This is a genomic window from Paenibacillus sp. UMB4589-SE434 (assembly GCF_030226685.1).
GTDB lineage: Bacteria > Bacillota > Bacilli > Paenibacillales > Paenibacillaceae > Paenibacillus_B.
On record NZ_JASOYK010000001.1, the window covers coordinates 2398971 to 2414809 of the forward strand.

Here is a 15839-nt window from a genome sequence, read left to right on the forward strand (position 1 = left end):
TAACCCCCTTTATATTTGATTTAGTCTTGAAATCATTTTGCGGGCAGATTGTTCCCATGAGTAAGTGGATAAAATGTGCGCTGCCGATTCTTCGCTGCGCTGGCGGACACTTTGACGATTCGTGTACACGTACCTCATTAGCGAAGCCATATGTTCAAAATCAGGCTCAGCCCACCTGAAATTTAAGTAGTACGGGCATTTGGCCACTGCTGGGACTAATCGCTTTACCCGAATGGGATATCCTGTATCCTCGTTAAGAAAGTCTGACTGGGCACTCCAATTGGTGGCTATGGTAGGAATTCCGCAAGCCATCGCTTCCAGAATCGGCATCCCCCAGCCCTCGCCTCTTGTCGGAAGTACAAAACAATCCGCTGAACGGTATAAGGAACCAAGCTGATAATCGGGGAGCTCCTGGTTGTAGATGAACATAATCTTGCATACGCAATGAGACAGATCCAGCTTCCGCAGCTCAGCATGCACATTAATGGCTGTATCGGAATTAATAACCTTGCACACGAGCAATACTTCATCATACCTGAATTCATTTACATAGGCTTGCAGCAGTTCCAGCGGAGCCTTTCGTTCCCCCCATTCAAACACAGACAAGAACGTATAGCGGTCGGAGAATCGCGAAGCATGGATATGGGGATTAAAATAGTCGGGATTAACGCCAAGTGGCATTACATGGATGGGAACATGCACACCACTCTCGCGAAATGTCATGAGGTTAAACGTCGAAGGGACCCAGACTTCGTTCATACGATTACACTGTTCCACCCAATCTTGAGGCAGTCCGTCAACTTCCAGCATCGTATAACCGATTTTATATCGTCCCGTATTTTTAAAGAAGACATCCCCTTGGCCGTAGACTACTTCTGGCGCATTTGCGTCTCTATGCCGCATGCCAAACAAGTTAATACGATAATCACTGCCACTGACGGGCTCCATTGCCTGATTAGGAGTTCCTGGACCATAAACGTACCGATAATGCATCTTCACATGCTGTTCATCCAACGCAATCATCAGATTACGTGAAGAATTAGCATAGCCGGAAGCCACATTGGCAATGGAGTGCCAATTCAGGGCATGACTATACTGTGCATCCAGAAAGGAACTCCACTTTTCACGAAACATCATCCGCGACCCCTCAAATAGCTGTGAAAAGTCAACCTTATTGACCTTGGTGGATGTATTTTGCGAATGGGTAAGCGTAACTCGCCCATCGTACACGACCCTATATTGATAAGACCATGCTCTCAAGCAATAATCCGTATCCTCAAAGTATGCAAAATAGTCAGTGTCCAATAGGCCAATCTTTCTAATCATGTCGCGTTTTAAGTAGGCGGAAGCAAATACGATGCCCTGAACGTCTCTGACCCGCTCATATTGACCGATATCCTTTTCTAAACCCGCTATCTGCTGTCCCCAGCATGTTTCCGCATATATAAAGGTACCCGCATGCTGAAGATCTCCCGCTTCACCGCACAATCTGCAGCCGACTATACCTATGGCGTCATCTGTATAGGCTGTTTCTTGCAGCTTCTCCAGCCAATCCTGCTGCTGAATGACGATATCATTATTAAGCAGCACAATATCACTTGCCGGATCGCACATCGATACCGCCATGTTATTGCCAGCAGGGAACCCAACGTTAGTCGAATTGGCGTACCAATGTATCCAAGGAATCTGCTTCAAATAGGCGATAGTACCGTCCGTGCTGCCGTTATCAAACACGACCACGTCCACCAAGGCGTGATCCGCCAGGTAAGCAAGTGAATCCAGACAACGCTGTGTGTATGCAAGACCATTCCAGGTTAGGATTACAATCGATATTTTACGATTCAGCGAAGGGGATGCGGGGTGCCTTGGCTTATCGCCAAGGTTAAGATCCTCGATTTCATATTTGCCAAAAATCAGCTTTTCTCTTAAATAGCGGTCCCGTTCCTCCAGAATATGTCTGCTTTCTGCGGAAGACATCACGTTGACAAGAACTAAGTATTTATAAGCATGCTTGTGCAGTTGTTGTACATAATGGAGAATCTCATCTTCTTCTGCCTCGCGATCTAGCAGTTCACTATACATTTGACGAATAAAAGAGCTGTCATCCAAGTCCAGCAGCGCCCAAATGCTGTGATAAATCGATGTCCGTTCTCTATTCAAAGAATGAACCGGCTGCTTCGTATAGAGCTGCCTCGCTTCGCGGCTCCGAAACAAGCTGACGACGATAGCCATCTTCGACGTCCCTGCGCTGAGCATGGCGGCATACTGAAGTCTAGCAGCGATTTCTGCTTCTCTACCCAGTACCTGCCGATACAGTTCCGCAACGAATTCCTCCCTTTCCAATTGAAACAACTGGTGTAACATTTGGACGAGTTTCAACATCAATCCCTCCATAACCGCCGATTAAATAGTTACTTTCTTACAATGTATTGATGACAGGTGTCCTTTGACATCAGCAAATGTCCGCACTTGTCGCATTTATTCCACAGACACCATCCTAAACACATCTCCCGCTGAATAACATAAGAGGGAGTCATTGAACTTCTATTGAAAGGAGGAACTGTATTGACAGACGTCCGCTATCTGGTCGCTAATCGCCGCCTCTTGATGAGCATCCGCCATTCAGAACGCGGATTGCTTATAGAGCCTGTTCATACCAATTCAGCAGATCCTGATAAGGAACGCTGCATTCCCCACGCCTCCACCTTATATGATATATGCGAAGATGATAAACATTGCATCCATATCGTCTATATAGATCAAGCTGGCAGGCTGATTCATGCGATCGTCCGCCCAGATCATACGCAGATCCTTTCCGACATGCTGCCACTGGCTGCGGATTGGGAGAGTACCACCATCCATACCGTCAAGCTTTGTTGCCTTGGCAATGCATTACATTTATTTCTGCTGCGTGATCGTGGCTTTATCCACTATGAACTAACAGGAATCCATTGGAGTTCCCCCACAACGATTGCAAATGATCGTGGATGTCATCACATTCATCTGGTGAAATCAGCTGAACGATGGATGATCATCGGCATCATGAACAATAGACAGACCTATGAGCTGGACATATGGCATTACAATGGACATTCTTTTACTTGGAACAAGCCGTATCCTGCCCCACTGGTCACATCATGGTCCGTCGAGGATATCCTTCATATTGAACCGCAATTAGACAGGGAAGGGCTTCTCGTGCTGCTGTGCTTGCGATTTCTCAAAGGAAAGCTCAACTTTCAGCAGTTCCGGCTAGCCGAAGACGACACGTTGATCCCTTTGTCAGACAGCACTTTAATTACACCAATTCGTCAAGTTGATGCCGCCCTCTGCCATCGGTATGATGACCATATTCAATTTACGTGGACAGCCGAAGGTCACTTGTATCGCATTAAATACAAGACCAGCGACGGAAGCTGGGGTGTACTGCAATCAATCCCAGCCAGCCAGCCTACACTATGGTATGTAATATCCAATCATATTGACAGTTCCATGCCCTCCATGCCCTATACGTGTTGGTTGTCAGCACATCGAGAATGGCTGCCTTCGGACGTGCAGCTTCACTCTTTTCTCGATCTGTACCGTACAAATACGGATATCCTTGCCAGTGTCACTTACGCAGAGAGTTCCTTAACTACAGTCAAACGGCTGCTAGGAACACACGACAAACTCCAAGAAGAGATGAACCAGTTGGAACAACGCATTCAATTCTGCAAACATCAAGCCACACTAAAGCAGCATCGTCTTGCAGCACTAAGTGAAGAACTCGACATACGCGAATCGCTGCTCCGCATCCCTGTACCCGAGCTGGATTTCCCCTTTAACATAGAGCTGGATATGGATACAAACTCAGACCGTGTCTTTTTGCACGGACATACTGCAGTCCAAATGTCCCCTCATATATCCGCAAGCATTTCAGATGCTAAACAACTGATTCAGCCAGATCATGAGTTATCCTCCGTTCAAAAGAGCGGTGTCCGCCACAAAGTCATTCATCTGCTCCAACGTATTACAAAGCTAAATCAGTGAGGTGGTCTTATGACATCAACAAGCTCCTCCATTTATATAGAAGCCGTATTTAAGCATGCTGTCGACATCGATTTGGAGCTGCGCCGGGTTACGGTATTTGGCGGCTTGATGATTCGTAATCTGAGTCGCGAAGCCGTTGAGCATCCTCAGCTTGTCCTCCACATAACACCGATCCGGGCAACGCTAAGCGGGAAAATATTGTCACCTGAGCTGGTTCAAACGTTTGCTGTGTACACAAAGGGCGGCAAACAGACAGGATGGAAATTTTCTGATCCGGATTGGATCAAGCAGTCCAAGCGTAATGGAGAATATCGTATTGAATCGATCGAGCCGCTCACCCTGCGCCCAGGAAAATGGACTGAGCTCAAAGACTGGCAGGTGGAATACGATTTTGAGCACATTTCTGAGCCCCTTCATATTCAGGGTTGGGTAGAAGTGAATGATCAGCGACATAGCGTCATCAATCCAATCTCCTTAACTTGTGGCCCATAAATGGGTATTTGACTACACAACTTCCTGTAGACGGCCGAATACTGTGAATAAATGGGTGTTCCCCTCTTCCAACAAGGAATAGGATCCGTCATCATGCAACTGGGAGTGAAGAGATGAGACAAATTATTAAAGATTATGTAGCGATTTGTGCCGCTTTGTTGCCTTTTGAGGAACCTGTATATGAATTCGGCTCGTATCAGGTTCAAGGGCAGGAGGTCCTTGCTGACTTAAGACCCTTGTTTCCAGACAAAACATATGTAGGCTGTGATATGCGTTTAGGACCAGGTGTAGATCGTGTCCTCGATCTCCACCACATTGATCTCCCGGATGCCACAGCAGGTTTAGTTCTTTCACTCGACACGCTGGAGCACGTCGAAGATCCGCGACTTGCACTGCAAGAAATACATCGTATCTTAAAGCCAAACGGTATCGCGATTATTAGCTCTGTCATGAATTTTCCCATTCATGATCATCCAGCAGACTACTGGAGATTTACCCCACAAGCTTTTGCGAGCATCTTAAAGCCGTTTGATGTAGTGATGACCGATTACGCAGGCGAGGAGTTGTTCCCGCATACAGTTGTGGGCATTGGTATTAAAGGCGATCAGGTACGTCCAGAAATTATAAAAATTGTTGAACATTATTTGAGTGTATGGCGTACGAATAGCTATCATCAACGTTGATTTCACGTTACTTTTGCATGCAATCTCTTTAGAGCCGGTAAGAATGGAGGTAGTTACAGCGTGATATATTTCTGGAGCAGCATTGTACACCCGATCCTTAGATTAATGAACCCAGCTACTATCATCGAGATTGGTTGTGCCCAAGGCCTAAATACTTTAAATCTATTGTCCTATGCCGAGCCGCATGGCAGCAGATTGATTGCAATAGACCCTGTTCCCCAATTCGACGTTTCCCTTGTAAAACAAGTATACGGTAATTCATTTGACATGAAGCAAGGCTACAGCTTGCAAGTATTGCCGGAAATAGAGGCTGCAGATGCCGTCTTCCTTGATGGTGATCATAATTGGTTCACCGTGTATCATGAGCTGAAACTACTGGAAAAGCTGCAACGGTTTCCGATCGTATTTCTTCACGATACAGAATGGCCTTATGCTCGCAGAGACATGTATTACTTCCCTGAGTCAATCCCTGCTCAATATCGGCACCCTCATGCATGCAAAGGCATCCTCCCAGGTATTAATGAGTTAGTTAACGGTGGCCATAACGAATCCGTCTGGAATGCCGCGTATGAGTACGGGCCAAGAAACGGTGTGTTAACGGCTGTTGAAGACTTTTTAGCCGAGACAAAGCTGACACTGCGACTTCACCGTGCTCACAGTCAACATGGATTAAGTATTATCATCCCGAACGAGACGGTACAAGATCGTGAACATAACGATAGGGTCCAGCAGATCGTAACAGCATCAGGGTTATAAATGTAGCTTTAACACGGCCATCTTTCGTATGTGGGGCCGCGCATCAATACAAAATGATATTCCAATGAAGCGGGCCCAATGACCCGCTTCATTCTTTTTATTGCCTTACTTGTTTCTGTGGTCTACAACCTTCCTCGCAAATAACTCACACTACAAGTACAACGCGTGTCTGGGGCACTTTGTATGTTTTAACAACAGTAAGGGGCGTTAATAACGACTGGAGCGTAGCCGCTGCCTGTCTCGAAGAGCAGTTCCTCTCCGCCACAAAGCGGCTTGTCAAAGGAGATGATCACAATAAACAAATTGTTGGGGGCGTGCTGAGGTATACATTTTCCATAAAAGATATCTTGGAAATCAATACATACCTTTCTTCTCGGTTTGCACCATTCCACTAATTCTGCGCAAAACGTTGTCTGTACTTTTACTTTTTCAATACGTGGACCATGCGGTTTGTGACAATGTTTTTTCTTGGCTCGCTCGCATTTGTGATGATGGTGACCACATTTGCATTTCTCGCGGTTGCATTTACATTTTCCACAAGCACACTTTTCTCTATGACATCGATCGCAAATTGGATGATGATCATGTTTATCCTCTTTGATCTCCTCACATTTGTGATACCCATACTTCACTGATCGACATTTGTCACAATCACACTTCTTGTGCCCTTGTTTCTTCGACTTGCACTTTGGGCAATCACAATGTTTCGTGCGGCTGTCATGCCCCTGTATCAAAGCATCTTTGGTTTCAATCGAACAAGTCGATATTAACTTAGGTTCTACCAGTTTAATAAACAGATCACATAACGGCTGGTTAGTCTCATTCCGAAAAATAAACTGAATTAACCGCTCGCCTTTAGGTAAATCACAGAATCGGAAGCATTTCTGATTCTGCGTGATTGGAATCGACATGTGGCTTCCTCCTTGTTGCGAATCTAATATATAGTATGCTATTGGAACGTTTCTAGTTTGTGTGAATGAATCTATTAATTCATCCAATCACAACAGCCATGTCCACCATATATTAGTGAGTAGAAGGAGCGCTATCCTTCCTTCACATGAAGTCGAGGAGGTCATATGTATGCCGTTAGTTCCTATTCAACGACTGACAAGCCTTACAACAAATGTAGTATCTGCAGCTGATGGTGCAGCTGCTTTTGCCCTTGCTCTATCAGGCGCTGCTCCAAACGTCGTTAACGTTGGCAATGCACCTGGCATTTGGCCAGAACTAAGAAAATTCGATAACGATAACACTGTATTCGCAGCAGCACCAGACCCTCAAGCTGTATGGTCACAAGCTGCGTTTATCCCTGGTGAAACGCACGGCTTTGCCGCAGCATCACTAACAATCCCTTTAACAGTCGGAATCATAAATGACTTTTTGATCGCTTTAACTGTATTTTCCGACAACGCAGTAATCGCTAACATCCAAGCCTTTAGTCCTCTTGGCATAAGTTTGTTCCCAGTGCCAGGGCTTGGCGTTAACTTGACTGCGGGTTCGCTTGACCCGAATACTGGCCTAACAACGGATATTGCTCCACCGTACAACTGGCAAAAGGTACGCTTCTATTCCATCCCAGCTTCGTTAGGGTTAATAAGCGTCGCGCTTAGTGTAAGATTCATATTCACATTCCAAGTAACCAACTACTTCACAACTGGTGCTGTTAACACCGCTGGTCTTTCATTTGCTGCCGATATCTATCAATCCTCCTTGTTATAATCTCACAACAACAAAAAAGGTATCCTCCCTGTTCTCTAGGGGGATACCTTTTACATAGTTACTTAAACCGATTGATGCGCCACTATCGCAATGCGCTCAGGCACCAGTAGGCCATCAACAGGCAAGTAACTGCGCATGCGCGGACGTCCGCCCACCACCGATACAATAATATAAGAACATGCGAATACAATGTGCTCCTGATCGAAAGCTGATGGTCGTGCAGCCGCTGTTGGGTGGGAGTGAAACATGCCTGCCAGCCGTTGACCCGATCGCTCGATCTCGTCCAGAACGATTTCTAATTCTGCTTCATCCATCGTAAATGAAATCGGACTGTAGTCCCGATTGGTTACTGGCCAGCAGGTTTCCAGAATATCTCCTGTTGCGGACAACAGACCGCAAGCTTCATTTGGAAGCTGAGCTTTACAATATCCTGTTAGTTCGCGATACAAATCTAACGTTATCCTGATCAAGTGGCAATCCCCTACTTATCTTCATTTTGCTTGCTAGTAAGTATATTAAATCGGTTCTGGTTGACCACGCGCTGCTCTTTTTTCTGTGCTAGTGTCATTTGGTTCACATAACTCATAAACTTCGCCTCAGGCTCCCCCATTGTCGGAGTAGAGCCTACTGCATCACTGTGCGCCTTTAACATGGAGAAAATTGAGTTGGACTGGGCTCTCTGTCTGGTTACTGTTACAGATTGAGTCTGTTTTTCCTCAGTTAACATGACCACATCCTCCTTTTGTATCGACTCGACTCTTCCTGTAGTCATAGGAGCTTTTGGATAGTTTGCTGCTGCTCTTGGTAGGCCAGGGATAAAGATAGCTTCGTTTATTTCTGTCTTTGCATCCGAGCTGACGGGTGTATTGGACTTTTTAGCGGCCTCAGTCGTTTTATCTTCTCCATGATCATCGCTAACCCGTTCCTCTATATCCGCCGCGTTCTGCTGCTCTGTCTGTGTCTTGTCGCTGCTTGCCGCGGCGATTATCACCGGCACAGGAGTAGAAGACTGAAATTCTTCCTCAACTGCCTTTCCAACTATATAATCCTCGTCATCCTTCATTGTCATATCAGACATCACCTTGTTATCCACTGCTACGATGTTCTTATCCCCATCCTCCGCAGCTTCAACTGCTGGGGTAGTTTCGTGTAGGACGCTCTCTAACAGTACTTCAGGTACGTAAGCCATCGCACGAATAGCACGAGTGATCTCCATAATTGGCTTCTCCGTATAAAGTGCAGTAATCGCCTTGACGATACTTTGAGCGAGCTGTCCGACTTGAAACACAGACAATGACTCCATGTTCCCGCAGTTCACCATAACTGTAGGCATAGGCTTATTGGACATGGCTAATATCGAGCTCATCATATTTTTCCAATTTAATTGAACGCCACGGACAGATATTTCATGTGTGTCTGCTAAATTGTCCATTATCAACTGCGCCAGCGGTTTGCTCCATTTCATCTGTTCAAATGAAAAACTGGCAGACCAGTCCTCCTGCTGCGGCTCATATTGAAATGCAATCCAAGATATCGGATGACTGTCACTTAATTTCTTCACTGTTGTTCGTCTATCTTCGTCACGATTAACTAACAAAACTGTAAATCCTGTCTCTTGCAATAATTTTTCAACATGAGACAACAGCGCTGTTAATTCCGAACGACTTGATTCGAGCACAACTTGATGACCTTGTATAGGGTGAGTAATGTCTAATATGTTATGGGCTTGGTCGAGCTTAAACGCAAACATATGCTCTCCCAGCAATTGAACAACATCTGACAACTGTGAATCACGTAATTCACGCATTTCTTTTCCATTCACTCGAATATGCACCATTATCCCCTCCGCACTTTACATTCCTATACGTTATCGTATGTGACGGTTTGAGATTGGTTCCATTGGAACAGGCCAATGATGACGATGAAGCTGCTGATTCAGCTCCATTTCTGTTTCATCCAGATGAAAGAGCTGCTCCTCCAGCTTCTTTAACGTCCAGGCTGCTTGTTCTTTCTGAACATACAATCTGCTTATTTCTGCTTGTAAAGTGGTCGTTTGCTGTATTACATAGTTGGATATGTGCTCCATCTCCTGAATTATTCCATTAAGTAATTGCTCAGGTGGAAGCTTTCCCTTTAATGTAAAAAAAGGATGAATAACATCCTGCCAGCTTAATGGTCTGAAATAAGGCGCACTGATACCTATAGCCTCATATGGAAACACATATTCACCTGTCGTACATGTGGTTTGCACGAACTGTATAGCGGCAGGTGACCCGTATACCACTTCGCGATATGAACTCCATTGTTTGCCTTTATCCGTCGTGACGGCATACACAATTCGCCCTGCTGCATTTACATACGCTAACAGCAACGCGTCCTGTGCGTGTATGAAGCAAGGTCTTGGCAATTCGCCATCGTAGCCGATATATACTGATGGAGTTCCACCAATGATCGACATATTTTTATAGTAATAATGTAAAGCATGCTGGTGGCGAATACTCCATGCGGCATGTGTGTAACCAGCAGCATCTGAATGAATAGCAAGCGTCCCGAGCTCATGCTGTGCTCTAGCTTCGAACAGCGCCTGCCAGTCTGTTTGTTGGTCACAGAGATTCATCTGCATCCCAATCAGAACATCCGTTTCCGTACTTGGCTGATATAGATGAAACAAACCATGCAGCTGCTGGCCGCGTCCAATTGTATAAACAGCTTGCCTGAAAAGTACCCCGTCGCCGCCAATAACTTCACATGGAAACGTGTATCGTTGATCACGCCATACTCCTTTGCGGTATGATCGCAGCATAAAAGAAGCTGACCCTTGATTGTAAACCACGTATCCGAAATACATCGTCTCATTATGTATAAATAAGTACGGTGCGAACGTATCCGCATGGAAGTCAATCCTGACTTCCTGCCCTCGCTTTGCATTTCGCCGTACATAATATACTCCATTCACGGTCAGCAGCAGCATATGAAGCTCTTCGGCCAATGGCAGCATACTGGCTTCCCTGACTTCCCTTTGCGTTTCCCACTCGATAAATGAAGGCGCAGCCTGTATCTGATGCACAGCATGCTTGATAATTCCAGCCGGACTCATGTCATACCAACGGTACTCAGACTGTACTTGAACAAATGCTTGTTGCCCCATGGAATCCCTCCAAAAATAAAGTCTTGGGGTTCCGTCACCTTTTTGCATGCTCTCCATAGTATGTAATTGAGTTTGATATTTACAAAGGAGGCTTGAAACATTAATGGAGAGCAAATTGGTCCAAGGTCAACAGATCCCCGAATATTTGCCTTTACCCTCTTTGGAGTGCATAGAGGTTCCTAAAATATTCGACTGGGTGCTGAAAGTGACCCAAATTGTCGACGAGTCGACTGTCGACCCAGCACTGTGCTTACCATTGCCGTCCTCGTTCCGTATTGAAGTTAGAGTTATTGATGTCGATTGCTTCGAGAAACCGGGTTCCACAAGAGAAAACGTCGTCGTCACTGTAGGAACGACACCTGTAACGCTGCAACGTGTTGTCATGAAGAAGGTCGGAACGTACGAAGTTACGATCATTGACACGTCAGTTATTCCTAACGTCGTGCACTGCAGATATACGAAAAACTTCGTACGCTTCGAGAAAGTACTGCTCTGCGCGCCTCCGGGAACCATTATCGACTGCCACATCGTTACGGATGCGACGCGCATTGAAGTACTCGATATCGTCGACAACACATTTGTTAATGTCGACATCGTGATCTGCCAAAGCATTCAAGTAAAAGCCAACGTCAAGCTAATGGTTGAAGCTGAGCTGTGCCAACCTCGTGCAGAGATTCCAATCCCAGAGAATCCTTGCGTGGTCACATTCCCGCCTCAATGCCCAGACATATTCCCTGGCGCACCATATCCATTCCCTTGATTGTTCCTATTTACCAATTGTACAGAGCGTTTGGGGTGGTGGAACAACCATCCCTTTTTTTTATCTATGATGAACTGACTTATGCCAGCGGGAGGCCGTTATGAGAATATACTACATTACCTCCGGATATCGAAGGCCTATTGATATACTAGACAATGCCCTCATCAAAGCATTGCTTGGTGCCGGGTATCATACGGACTACTTTCTGTTGAACCGTAAGCCGACGGCTCACCTGCTTCCTGATATTCGCCGCTGCTCACCGGATCTTGTCATAACGATCTGTGGTCCCAAATCACATCTTCCCGTTGCGCTAGTCTCCCAAATCAAAGCAATGGGGATTCCAACTGCTGCCTGGTTTGTAGATGATCCCTATACAATTGACTATGCTTTGGAAGTCGCTGCAGCTTATGATTATGTGTTCACAATTGATTCAGGCTGCATTCCCTTCTATCAGGCAAGGGGCTGCCGTCACGTGCATCACTTGCCACTTGGAACAGACACCGATATATTTCGTCCGTATGCTGTTCATCCTACTTATAATACAGATGTGTGCTTTATCGGAACAGGTTATGACAATCGTATCGCCTTCATGAAAGAATTGCTGCAAAGTGTGGACCGTCAAGTCCGCGTGCAATTAATTGGTCATTTCTGGGATCGTGCGGATTGGTCAAAGGGATGCGCGCCTATTATTCGCAGCAAGTGGATTAATTTTACGGAGACACCTCGCTACTACAACGGAGCTAAAATTGTGCTTAACATACATCGCAGCGAGTCAGACACTTACTTAGACAAAAATCATACAGGTGCTCCGGCTCACTCCATTAACAACCGAACGTTTGATATCGCAGCCTGCCGGGCTTTTCAACTCATTGATTTTCGGTCAGATTTGTCACATTATTATGAACCAGATGTAGATGTGGGGTGCTTTGAGTCTCCCCGAGAAGGTGCAGAATTGATTCAGCGCTATTTACATGATACTGAGGTCAGACAAATAATGGCACAGCGGGCTTACGAACGCACGGTTCACAACTGTACGTTTCGCCATCGGATAGAGAGCATGTTGTCTGTTATCGTTCCCGCAGGGCGCTGCTAATCTTCATTCCTGATGTATCATATGCTAGAAGAAACTTGGTAGAGACTGACGATTGTCCTCTCCGCTCCGAAATGGTTGCTTGAACGCATTATGAATGAGGGGTATGCACAAGCTTACCCCTTCACAAAAGATTCCATAATACCTGCAGCACCAGCAACGGCAAGAATAAGCAGAATCGGAACCGCAACAAGGTTAGGCAAGAACAAATAAATGCTCACTATAACCGCTGCCGCCCAAATACCCGTGCACCAATAGCACGTCAACAATTTACGCATAAAGGTGTGAAATTTACTCCCTTTGCCCTCAATAACCGCCATTAAAGCCCCCTTCTCATCTTTAATGATTTTTTCTTCAAGAAAGGGTTTTCGAATAAAGGAAGTAATCTCATCAAATACGATTAATCTTGTTAAGCGGTAACTAGCCAAAAACAGTATGATAAACGTCATCACATTAAGGCTCCACATAGCGGAAACCTCCCTCTTAAGATGTACTGGATGTTGGCAATAGTGTATGACTGTTTCGCAACGACTAGAACCGGAACACCCCTGTTTCACGCCTTAGCAAACATACATATACTAACTGTGCCTATAACGGCAGCTAGTAGCATGAAATGCTGAATATATGGGAGGTTCCAGATATGGCGGGGATCATGATTGTTCAGAGCAAGGAACATTTGGAGCAGATTATTGCAGAAACTGATGTATCACCTTTATTTTTGTATAAACATAGCAGTCAATGTGGATCAAGCCGAGTCGCACACGCCAGTCTCAATCAATTCATAAACAAATACGGAAATGTAGCAGCACGATTTCAAATCTTTGTCATCCGTGTGATCGAAGAAAAACCACTTTCGGACTATGTAACAGCAGAGTTAAAAATTCCACATTTGTCTCCTCAAATATTGTTGATCGCCAATCGTACGGTTCGATGGAATGCTACTCATCAACAAATTAATGTAGCAAATCTACGTAATGTCGCCCTTCATCATTTACAATCCGTTAACGACGCTGGTGATACGCCATGACGAAACCCTTTACATTAACGTTATGTATCATTATTAAAGATGGCGGAGATGGCTTATCCGATACGATCATGTCCGCTGCCCGCTATATTGACGAACTTATCCTCGTAGATACATCTACGCGACATCTGACTTTTTCAATTGCTAATGCTTATAATGCAACCTTGCTGCGCATGCCTTCCCAGTTCTCCTATCGCGAAGCACTGCAGGCAGCGATTAAGGAAGCTTCGTGTGATTGGATTCTGCTGCTGGACGAAGGTGATCGCATCGAAGCGTATAGCTCCACATGCCTACCTCAGCTCCTCTCACAACCGGCAGCAAACTCCTTTCGCTGCAAACGTATTACATCTGAACCTGATCATAGTGTAACTGCTGAAGCTGTACCCGTACTATTTCGAAATTCGCCACACCTCCCTCGTAATCTGTCCTTCCTTACACAAGTCCCCCTTCAAGGAGATACTGCCGGAATCCAAGCACAACTGTGCCCCTTCACGATCTATCGCAGCGTATCGCTTGCACAATTGCAATCACAGGTAGATCAAATGAAACAGCAAACTGTTCATCCAAGCCTGCCATATTGGGCAGCATTGCCGCATTATTACAAAGGCGAATATGGCTTGGCTATTGATGCGCTGAATAAAGCCCTTCGGCTTATGGCCAAGGATTCGATCTATACGAGCCACGCGAGAGTTCGTCTAGCCCAGAGCTACTTATTAATGCAGCAGTTTGAACAGTGTCTGCAAACAGTGGAGCAAGCCCTCGTGCTTGACCCCGATTACCCCGATCTTCATTATGTTCGCGGCGCTGCTTATCTTGGATTGGAACAGTGGGGTGCAGCAGCAGCAGCTCTCCTGCAATGTGCGGCCTCATGCAGCATGACTCGCTACTATATTTCAGATTGTGACATTGATCCTATTGCATGTTATCGATTGGCGGCATCTTGTTATAATCGCAATCATGCCATTGAAGAGATGATGGAGTTGATGGACTTGGTGCTCTCGAATTGTGCACTGCCTGCTAAATGAGGAAATTATATGGCTTTCCAAATAAAAAGGCTGACTTATAAGCATTTACTCGCTTACAGGTCAGCCTGCACACTCTTTGTGCATCTTAGATATAGGTAATCTCAATTCAGATTAAATAATAACTGATAATATACAATAACCATAGGTGCAGCGGATAAAATACATAGAACATATATTTTGCAGCCGTGCTGTTGTTACCACGGTTCCCATTGTATAAGAGCAGAAATGGCAGCGCAAATACCATCATCCACTGCGGATCATTGATCATAAGCTGTTCGTAATTAAATAAATCCGCATCGCCCCCCACCCCTATTGTTAATAGTAATACAGTAGCAATATAAACAACAGAAAGCAGCCATTTGCGCTCTCGACAAAAATAAAACACAAGCGTACAGATGACACCATATATACTGGCTTCTGTATACATCACGCTCACAGCAGACGCTGCAATAGCTAATAACAACCCGATTATAACCCGATGCATGCTGCCCTGCTTCATCCAGTCCAAGCCAATCAGAAGTACAACGCCTAATCCCAACGATAAAAATATGTTGTTGCTCAACATCCTTAGTTCAGGATAGATCAAGCTTAATAGATAGGAGCCCGCTGCCATAATCGCTGCCCACATCATAATTCGAGACAAATACTTCACCCGGCTTCGCGTAAAAAAGAATCCTTCCACAAGGAAGAAAAAGAATATCGGTGCTACAATACGTCCCGGGTAGTGCAAATAAATGCCCATCTCCCCATAATCGAGTGGCAGAAGTGAAGTGACGTGGTCAACCACCATTAGCAGCATAGCCACTATCTTCAGCCAAAATGCATCCATCCCAAACCGTTGATAAGTATGATTCATCGTAAAACCTCCATATGCGATACCTAATCCGTCCCCTAGTGTATCAGTCATAACTGCTGAACTGTATTGATGGACATGACAACGGTCTTACATTAATGAAAGAGATGAACCTTTCGAGTCAAAAAATAAGCGTTTATACGCAAAAAAACCTCTAAGCATAAGCTTAAAGGTTATCATGTCATAAACTGGTGAGCCATGAAGGACTCGAACCTTCGACACCCTGATTAAAAGTCAGGTGCTCTACCAACTGAGCTAATGGC

The 15839-nt window shown here is 45.3% G+C and carries 16 protein-coding genes; 9 read left to right on the plus strand and 7 right to left on the minus strand.

Going from position 1 to position 15839, the window contains the following annotated elements:
* Positions 1-9 precede the first annotated feature (9 nt).
* Positions 10-2382 carry a DUF4214 domain-containing protein gene (locus tag QP775_RS10115; RefSeq protein WP_285105608.1) on the minus strand — a complete coding sequence of 791 codons (2373 nt, stop codon included), beginning with the start codon at positions 2380-2382 and terminating at the stop codon, positions 10-12.
* Positions 2383-2565: 183 nt separating this feature from the next.
* Here QP775_RS10115 and QP775_RS10120 point away from each other — a divergent pair, with 183 nt between their 5' ends.
* The 4 genes from QP775_RS10120 to QP775_RS10135 all read left to right on the plus strand — a co-directional run bounded on the left by QP775_RS10120 (position 2566) and on the right by QP775_RS10135 (position 5957).
* Entirely contained in the window at positions 2566-4026 is a 1461-nt protein-coding gene (locus QP775_RS10120) for a hypothetical protein (protein ID WP_285105610.1), read from the plus strand.
* Positions 4027-4035: 9 nt separating this feature from the next.
* Positions 4036-4518, plus strand: coding sequence for a D-Tyr-tRNAtyr deacylase (locus QP775_RS10125; protein ID WP_285105612.1), 483 nt, complete (start codon positions 4036-4038; stop codon positions 4516-4518).
* A gap of 113 nt (positions 4519-4631) precedes the next feature.
* The gene (locus tag QP775_RS10130; protein ID WP_239333067.1) at positions 4632-5201 is read left to right on the plus strand and encodes a class I SAM-dependent methyltransferase; all 570 of its coding nucleotides are present in this window, start codon (positions 4632-4634) and stop codon (positions 5199-5201) included.
* A 105-nt stretch (positions 5202-5306) separates the two neighbouring features.
* The gene (locus QP775_RS10135; protein WP_275444807.1) at positions 5307-5957 is read left to right on the plus strand and encodes a class I SAM-dependent methyltransferase; all 651 of its coding nucleotides are present in this window, start codon (positions 5307-5309) and stop codon (positions 5955-5957) included.
* 421 nt (positions 5958-6378) lie between these two features.
* On the opposite strand, the gene QP775_RS10140 is transcribed toward QP775_RS10135, so the two are convergent.
* A complete protein-coding gene (locus tag QP775_RS10140; protein ID WP_285105615.1) occupies positions 6379-6543 on the minus strand; it encodes a hypothetical protein in 165 nt (54 codons plus the stop codon).
* Positions 6544-7037: 494 nt separating this feature from the next.
* On the opposite strand from QP775_RS10140, the gene QP775_RS10145 reads away from it, so the two are divergent.
* Positions 7038-7676 (plus strand): hypothetical protein, encoded by a 639-nt coding sequence (locus QP775_RS10145; RefSeq protein WP_285105617.1) that lies wholly within the window; start codon positions 7038-7040, stop codon positions 7674-7676.
* 62 nt (positions 7677-7738) lie between these two features.
* Here QP775_RS10145 and QP775_RS10150 read toward each other — a convergent pair whose 3' ends face one another.
* Genes QP775_RS10150 through QP775_RS10160 form a run of 3 tightly spaced genes read right to left on the minus strand, consistent with a single transcriptional unit; the run spans position 7739 to position 10824 of the window.
* Positions 7739-8146, minus strand: coding sequence for a M67 family metallopeptidase (locus tag QP775_RS10150; protein WP_285105619.1), 408 nt, complete (start codon positions 8144-8146; stop codon positions 7739-7741).
* Between the two features lie 11 nt (positions 8147-8157).
* On the minus strand, positions 8158-9513 hold the full coding sequence (locus tag QP775_RS10155; protein ID WP_285105621.1) for a hypothetical protein: 1356 nt from the start codon (positions 9511-9513) through the stop codon (positions 8158-8160).
* Positions 9514-9543: 30 nt separating this feature from the next.
* The gene (locus QP775_RS10160) at positions 9544-10824 is read right to left on the minus strand and encodes a hypothetical protein (protein WP_285105623.1); all 1281 of its coding nucleotides are present in this window, start codon (positions 10822-10824) and stop codon (positions 9544-9546) included.
* A 103-nt stretch (positions 10825-10927) separates the two neighbouring features.
* Here QP775_RS10160 and QP775_RS10165 point away from each other — a divergent pair, with 103 nt between their 5' ends.
* Both QP775_RS10165 and QP775_RS10170 read left to right on the plus strand, forming a co-directional pair.
* Positions 10928-11584: a BMQ_0737 family morphogenetic spore coat protein gene (locus QP775_RS10165; protein WP_239333081.1), complete on the plus strand. Its 657-nt coding sequence runs from the start codon at positions 10928-10930 to the stop codon at positions 11582-11584.
* 100 nt (positions 11585-11684) lie between these two features.
* Positions 11685-12677: a CgeB family protein gene (locus QP775_RS10170; RefSeq protein WP_285105626.1), complete on the plus strand. Its 993-nt coding sequence runs from the start codon at positions 11685-11687 to the stop codon at positions 12675-12677.
* A gap of 113 nt (positions 12678-12790) precedes the next feature.
* Here the strand turns inward: QP775_RS10170 and QP775_RS10175 are convergent, their stop codons facing one another.
* On the minus strand, positions 12791-13141 hold the full coding sequence (locus QP775_RS10175; protein ID WP_239333085.1) for a DUF1360 domain-containing protein: 351 nt from the start codon (positions 13139-13141) through the stop codon (positions 12791-12793).
* A 173-nt stretch (positions 13142-13314) separates the two neighbouring features.
* Between QP775_RS10175 and ytxJ the strand changes: the two genes are divergently transcribed.
* Together ytxJ and QP775_RS10185 are read left to right on the plus strand one after the other, a co-directional pair.
* Complete coding sequence (gene ytxJ, locus QP775_RS10180; protein ID WP_239333087.1) at positions 13315-13701, plus strand: bacillithiol system redox-active protein YtxJ; 387 nt, start codon at positions 13315-13317, stop codon at positions 13699-13701.
* Complete coding sequence (locus tag QP775_RS10185; protein WP_285105630.1) at positions 13698-14723, plus strand: glycosyltransferase; 1026 nt, start codon at positions 13698-13700, stop codon at positions 14721-14723. Before ytxJ ends, QP775_RS10185 begins: the two co-directional genes overlap by 4 nt.
* Positions 14724-14829: 106 nt before the next feature.
* Here QP775_RS10185 and QP775_RS10190 read toward each other — a convergent pair whose 3' ends face one another.
* Positions 14830-15579, minus strand: coding sequence for a TraX family protein (locus QP775_RS10190; RefSeq protein ID WP_285105632.1), 750 nt, complete (start codon positions 15577-15579; stop codon positions 14830-14832).
* Positions 15580-15839: the final 260 nt, after the last annotated feature.

Coding starts and splice junctions, on each gene's coding strand:
- QP775_RS10130 (WP_239333067.1), top strand. CDS start 4,632: ATGAGACAAATTATTAAAGATTATGTAGCGATTTGTGCCGCTTTGTTG.
- QP775_RS10155 (WP_285105621.1), bottom strand. CDS start 9,513: ATGGTGCATATTCGAGTGAATGGAAAAGAAATGCGTGAATTACGTGAT.
- QP775_RS10175 (WP_239333085.1), bottom strand. CDS start 13,141: ATGTGGAGCCTTAATGTGATGACGTTTATCATACTGTTTTTGGCTAGT.
- QP775_RS10185 (WP_285105630.1), top strand. CDS start 13,698: ATGACGAAACCCTTTACATTAACGTTATGTATCATTATTAAAGATGGC.
- ytxJ (WP_239333087.1), top strand. CDS start 13,315: ATGGCGGGGATCATGATTGTTCAGAGCAAGGAACATTTGGAGCAGATT.
- QP775_RS10165 (WP_239333081.1), top strand. CDS start 10,928: ATGGAGAGCAAATTGGTCCAAGGTCAACAGATCCCCGAATATTTGCCT.
- QP775_RS10145 (WP_285105617.1), top strand. CDS start 7,038: ATGCCGTTAGTTCCTATTCAACGACTGACAAGCCTTACAACAAATGTA.
- QP775_RS10160 (WP_285105623.1), bottom strand. CDS start 10,824: ATGGGGCAACAAGCATTTGTTCAAGTACAGTCTGAGTACCGTTGGTAT.
- QP775_RS10135 (WP_275444807.1), top strand. CDS start 5,307: ATGAACCCAGCTACTATCATCGAGATTGGTTGTGCCCAAGGCCTAAAT.
- QP775_RS10190 (WP_285105632.1), bottom strand. CDS start 15,579: ATGAATCATACTTATCAACGGTTTGGGATGGATGCATTTTGGCTGAAG.
- QP775_RS10125 (WP_285105612.1), top strand. CDS start 4,036: ATGACATCAACAAGCTCCTCCATTTATATAGAAGCCGTATTTAAGCAT.
- QP775_RS10140 (WP_285105615.1), bottom strand. CDS start 6,543: ATGATCATCATCCAATTTGCGATCGATGTCATAGAGAAAAGTGTGCTT.
- QP775_RS10170 (WP_285105626.1), top strand. CDS start 11,685: ATGAGAATATACTACATTACCTCCGGATATCGAAGGCCTATTGATATA.
- QP775_RS10115 (WP_285105608.1), bottom strand. CDS start 2,382: ATGTTGAAACTCGTCCAAATGTTACACCAGTTGTTTCAATTGGAAAGG.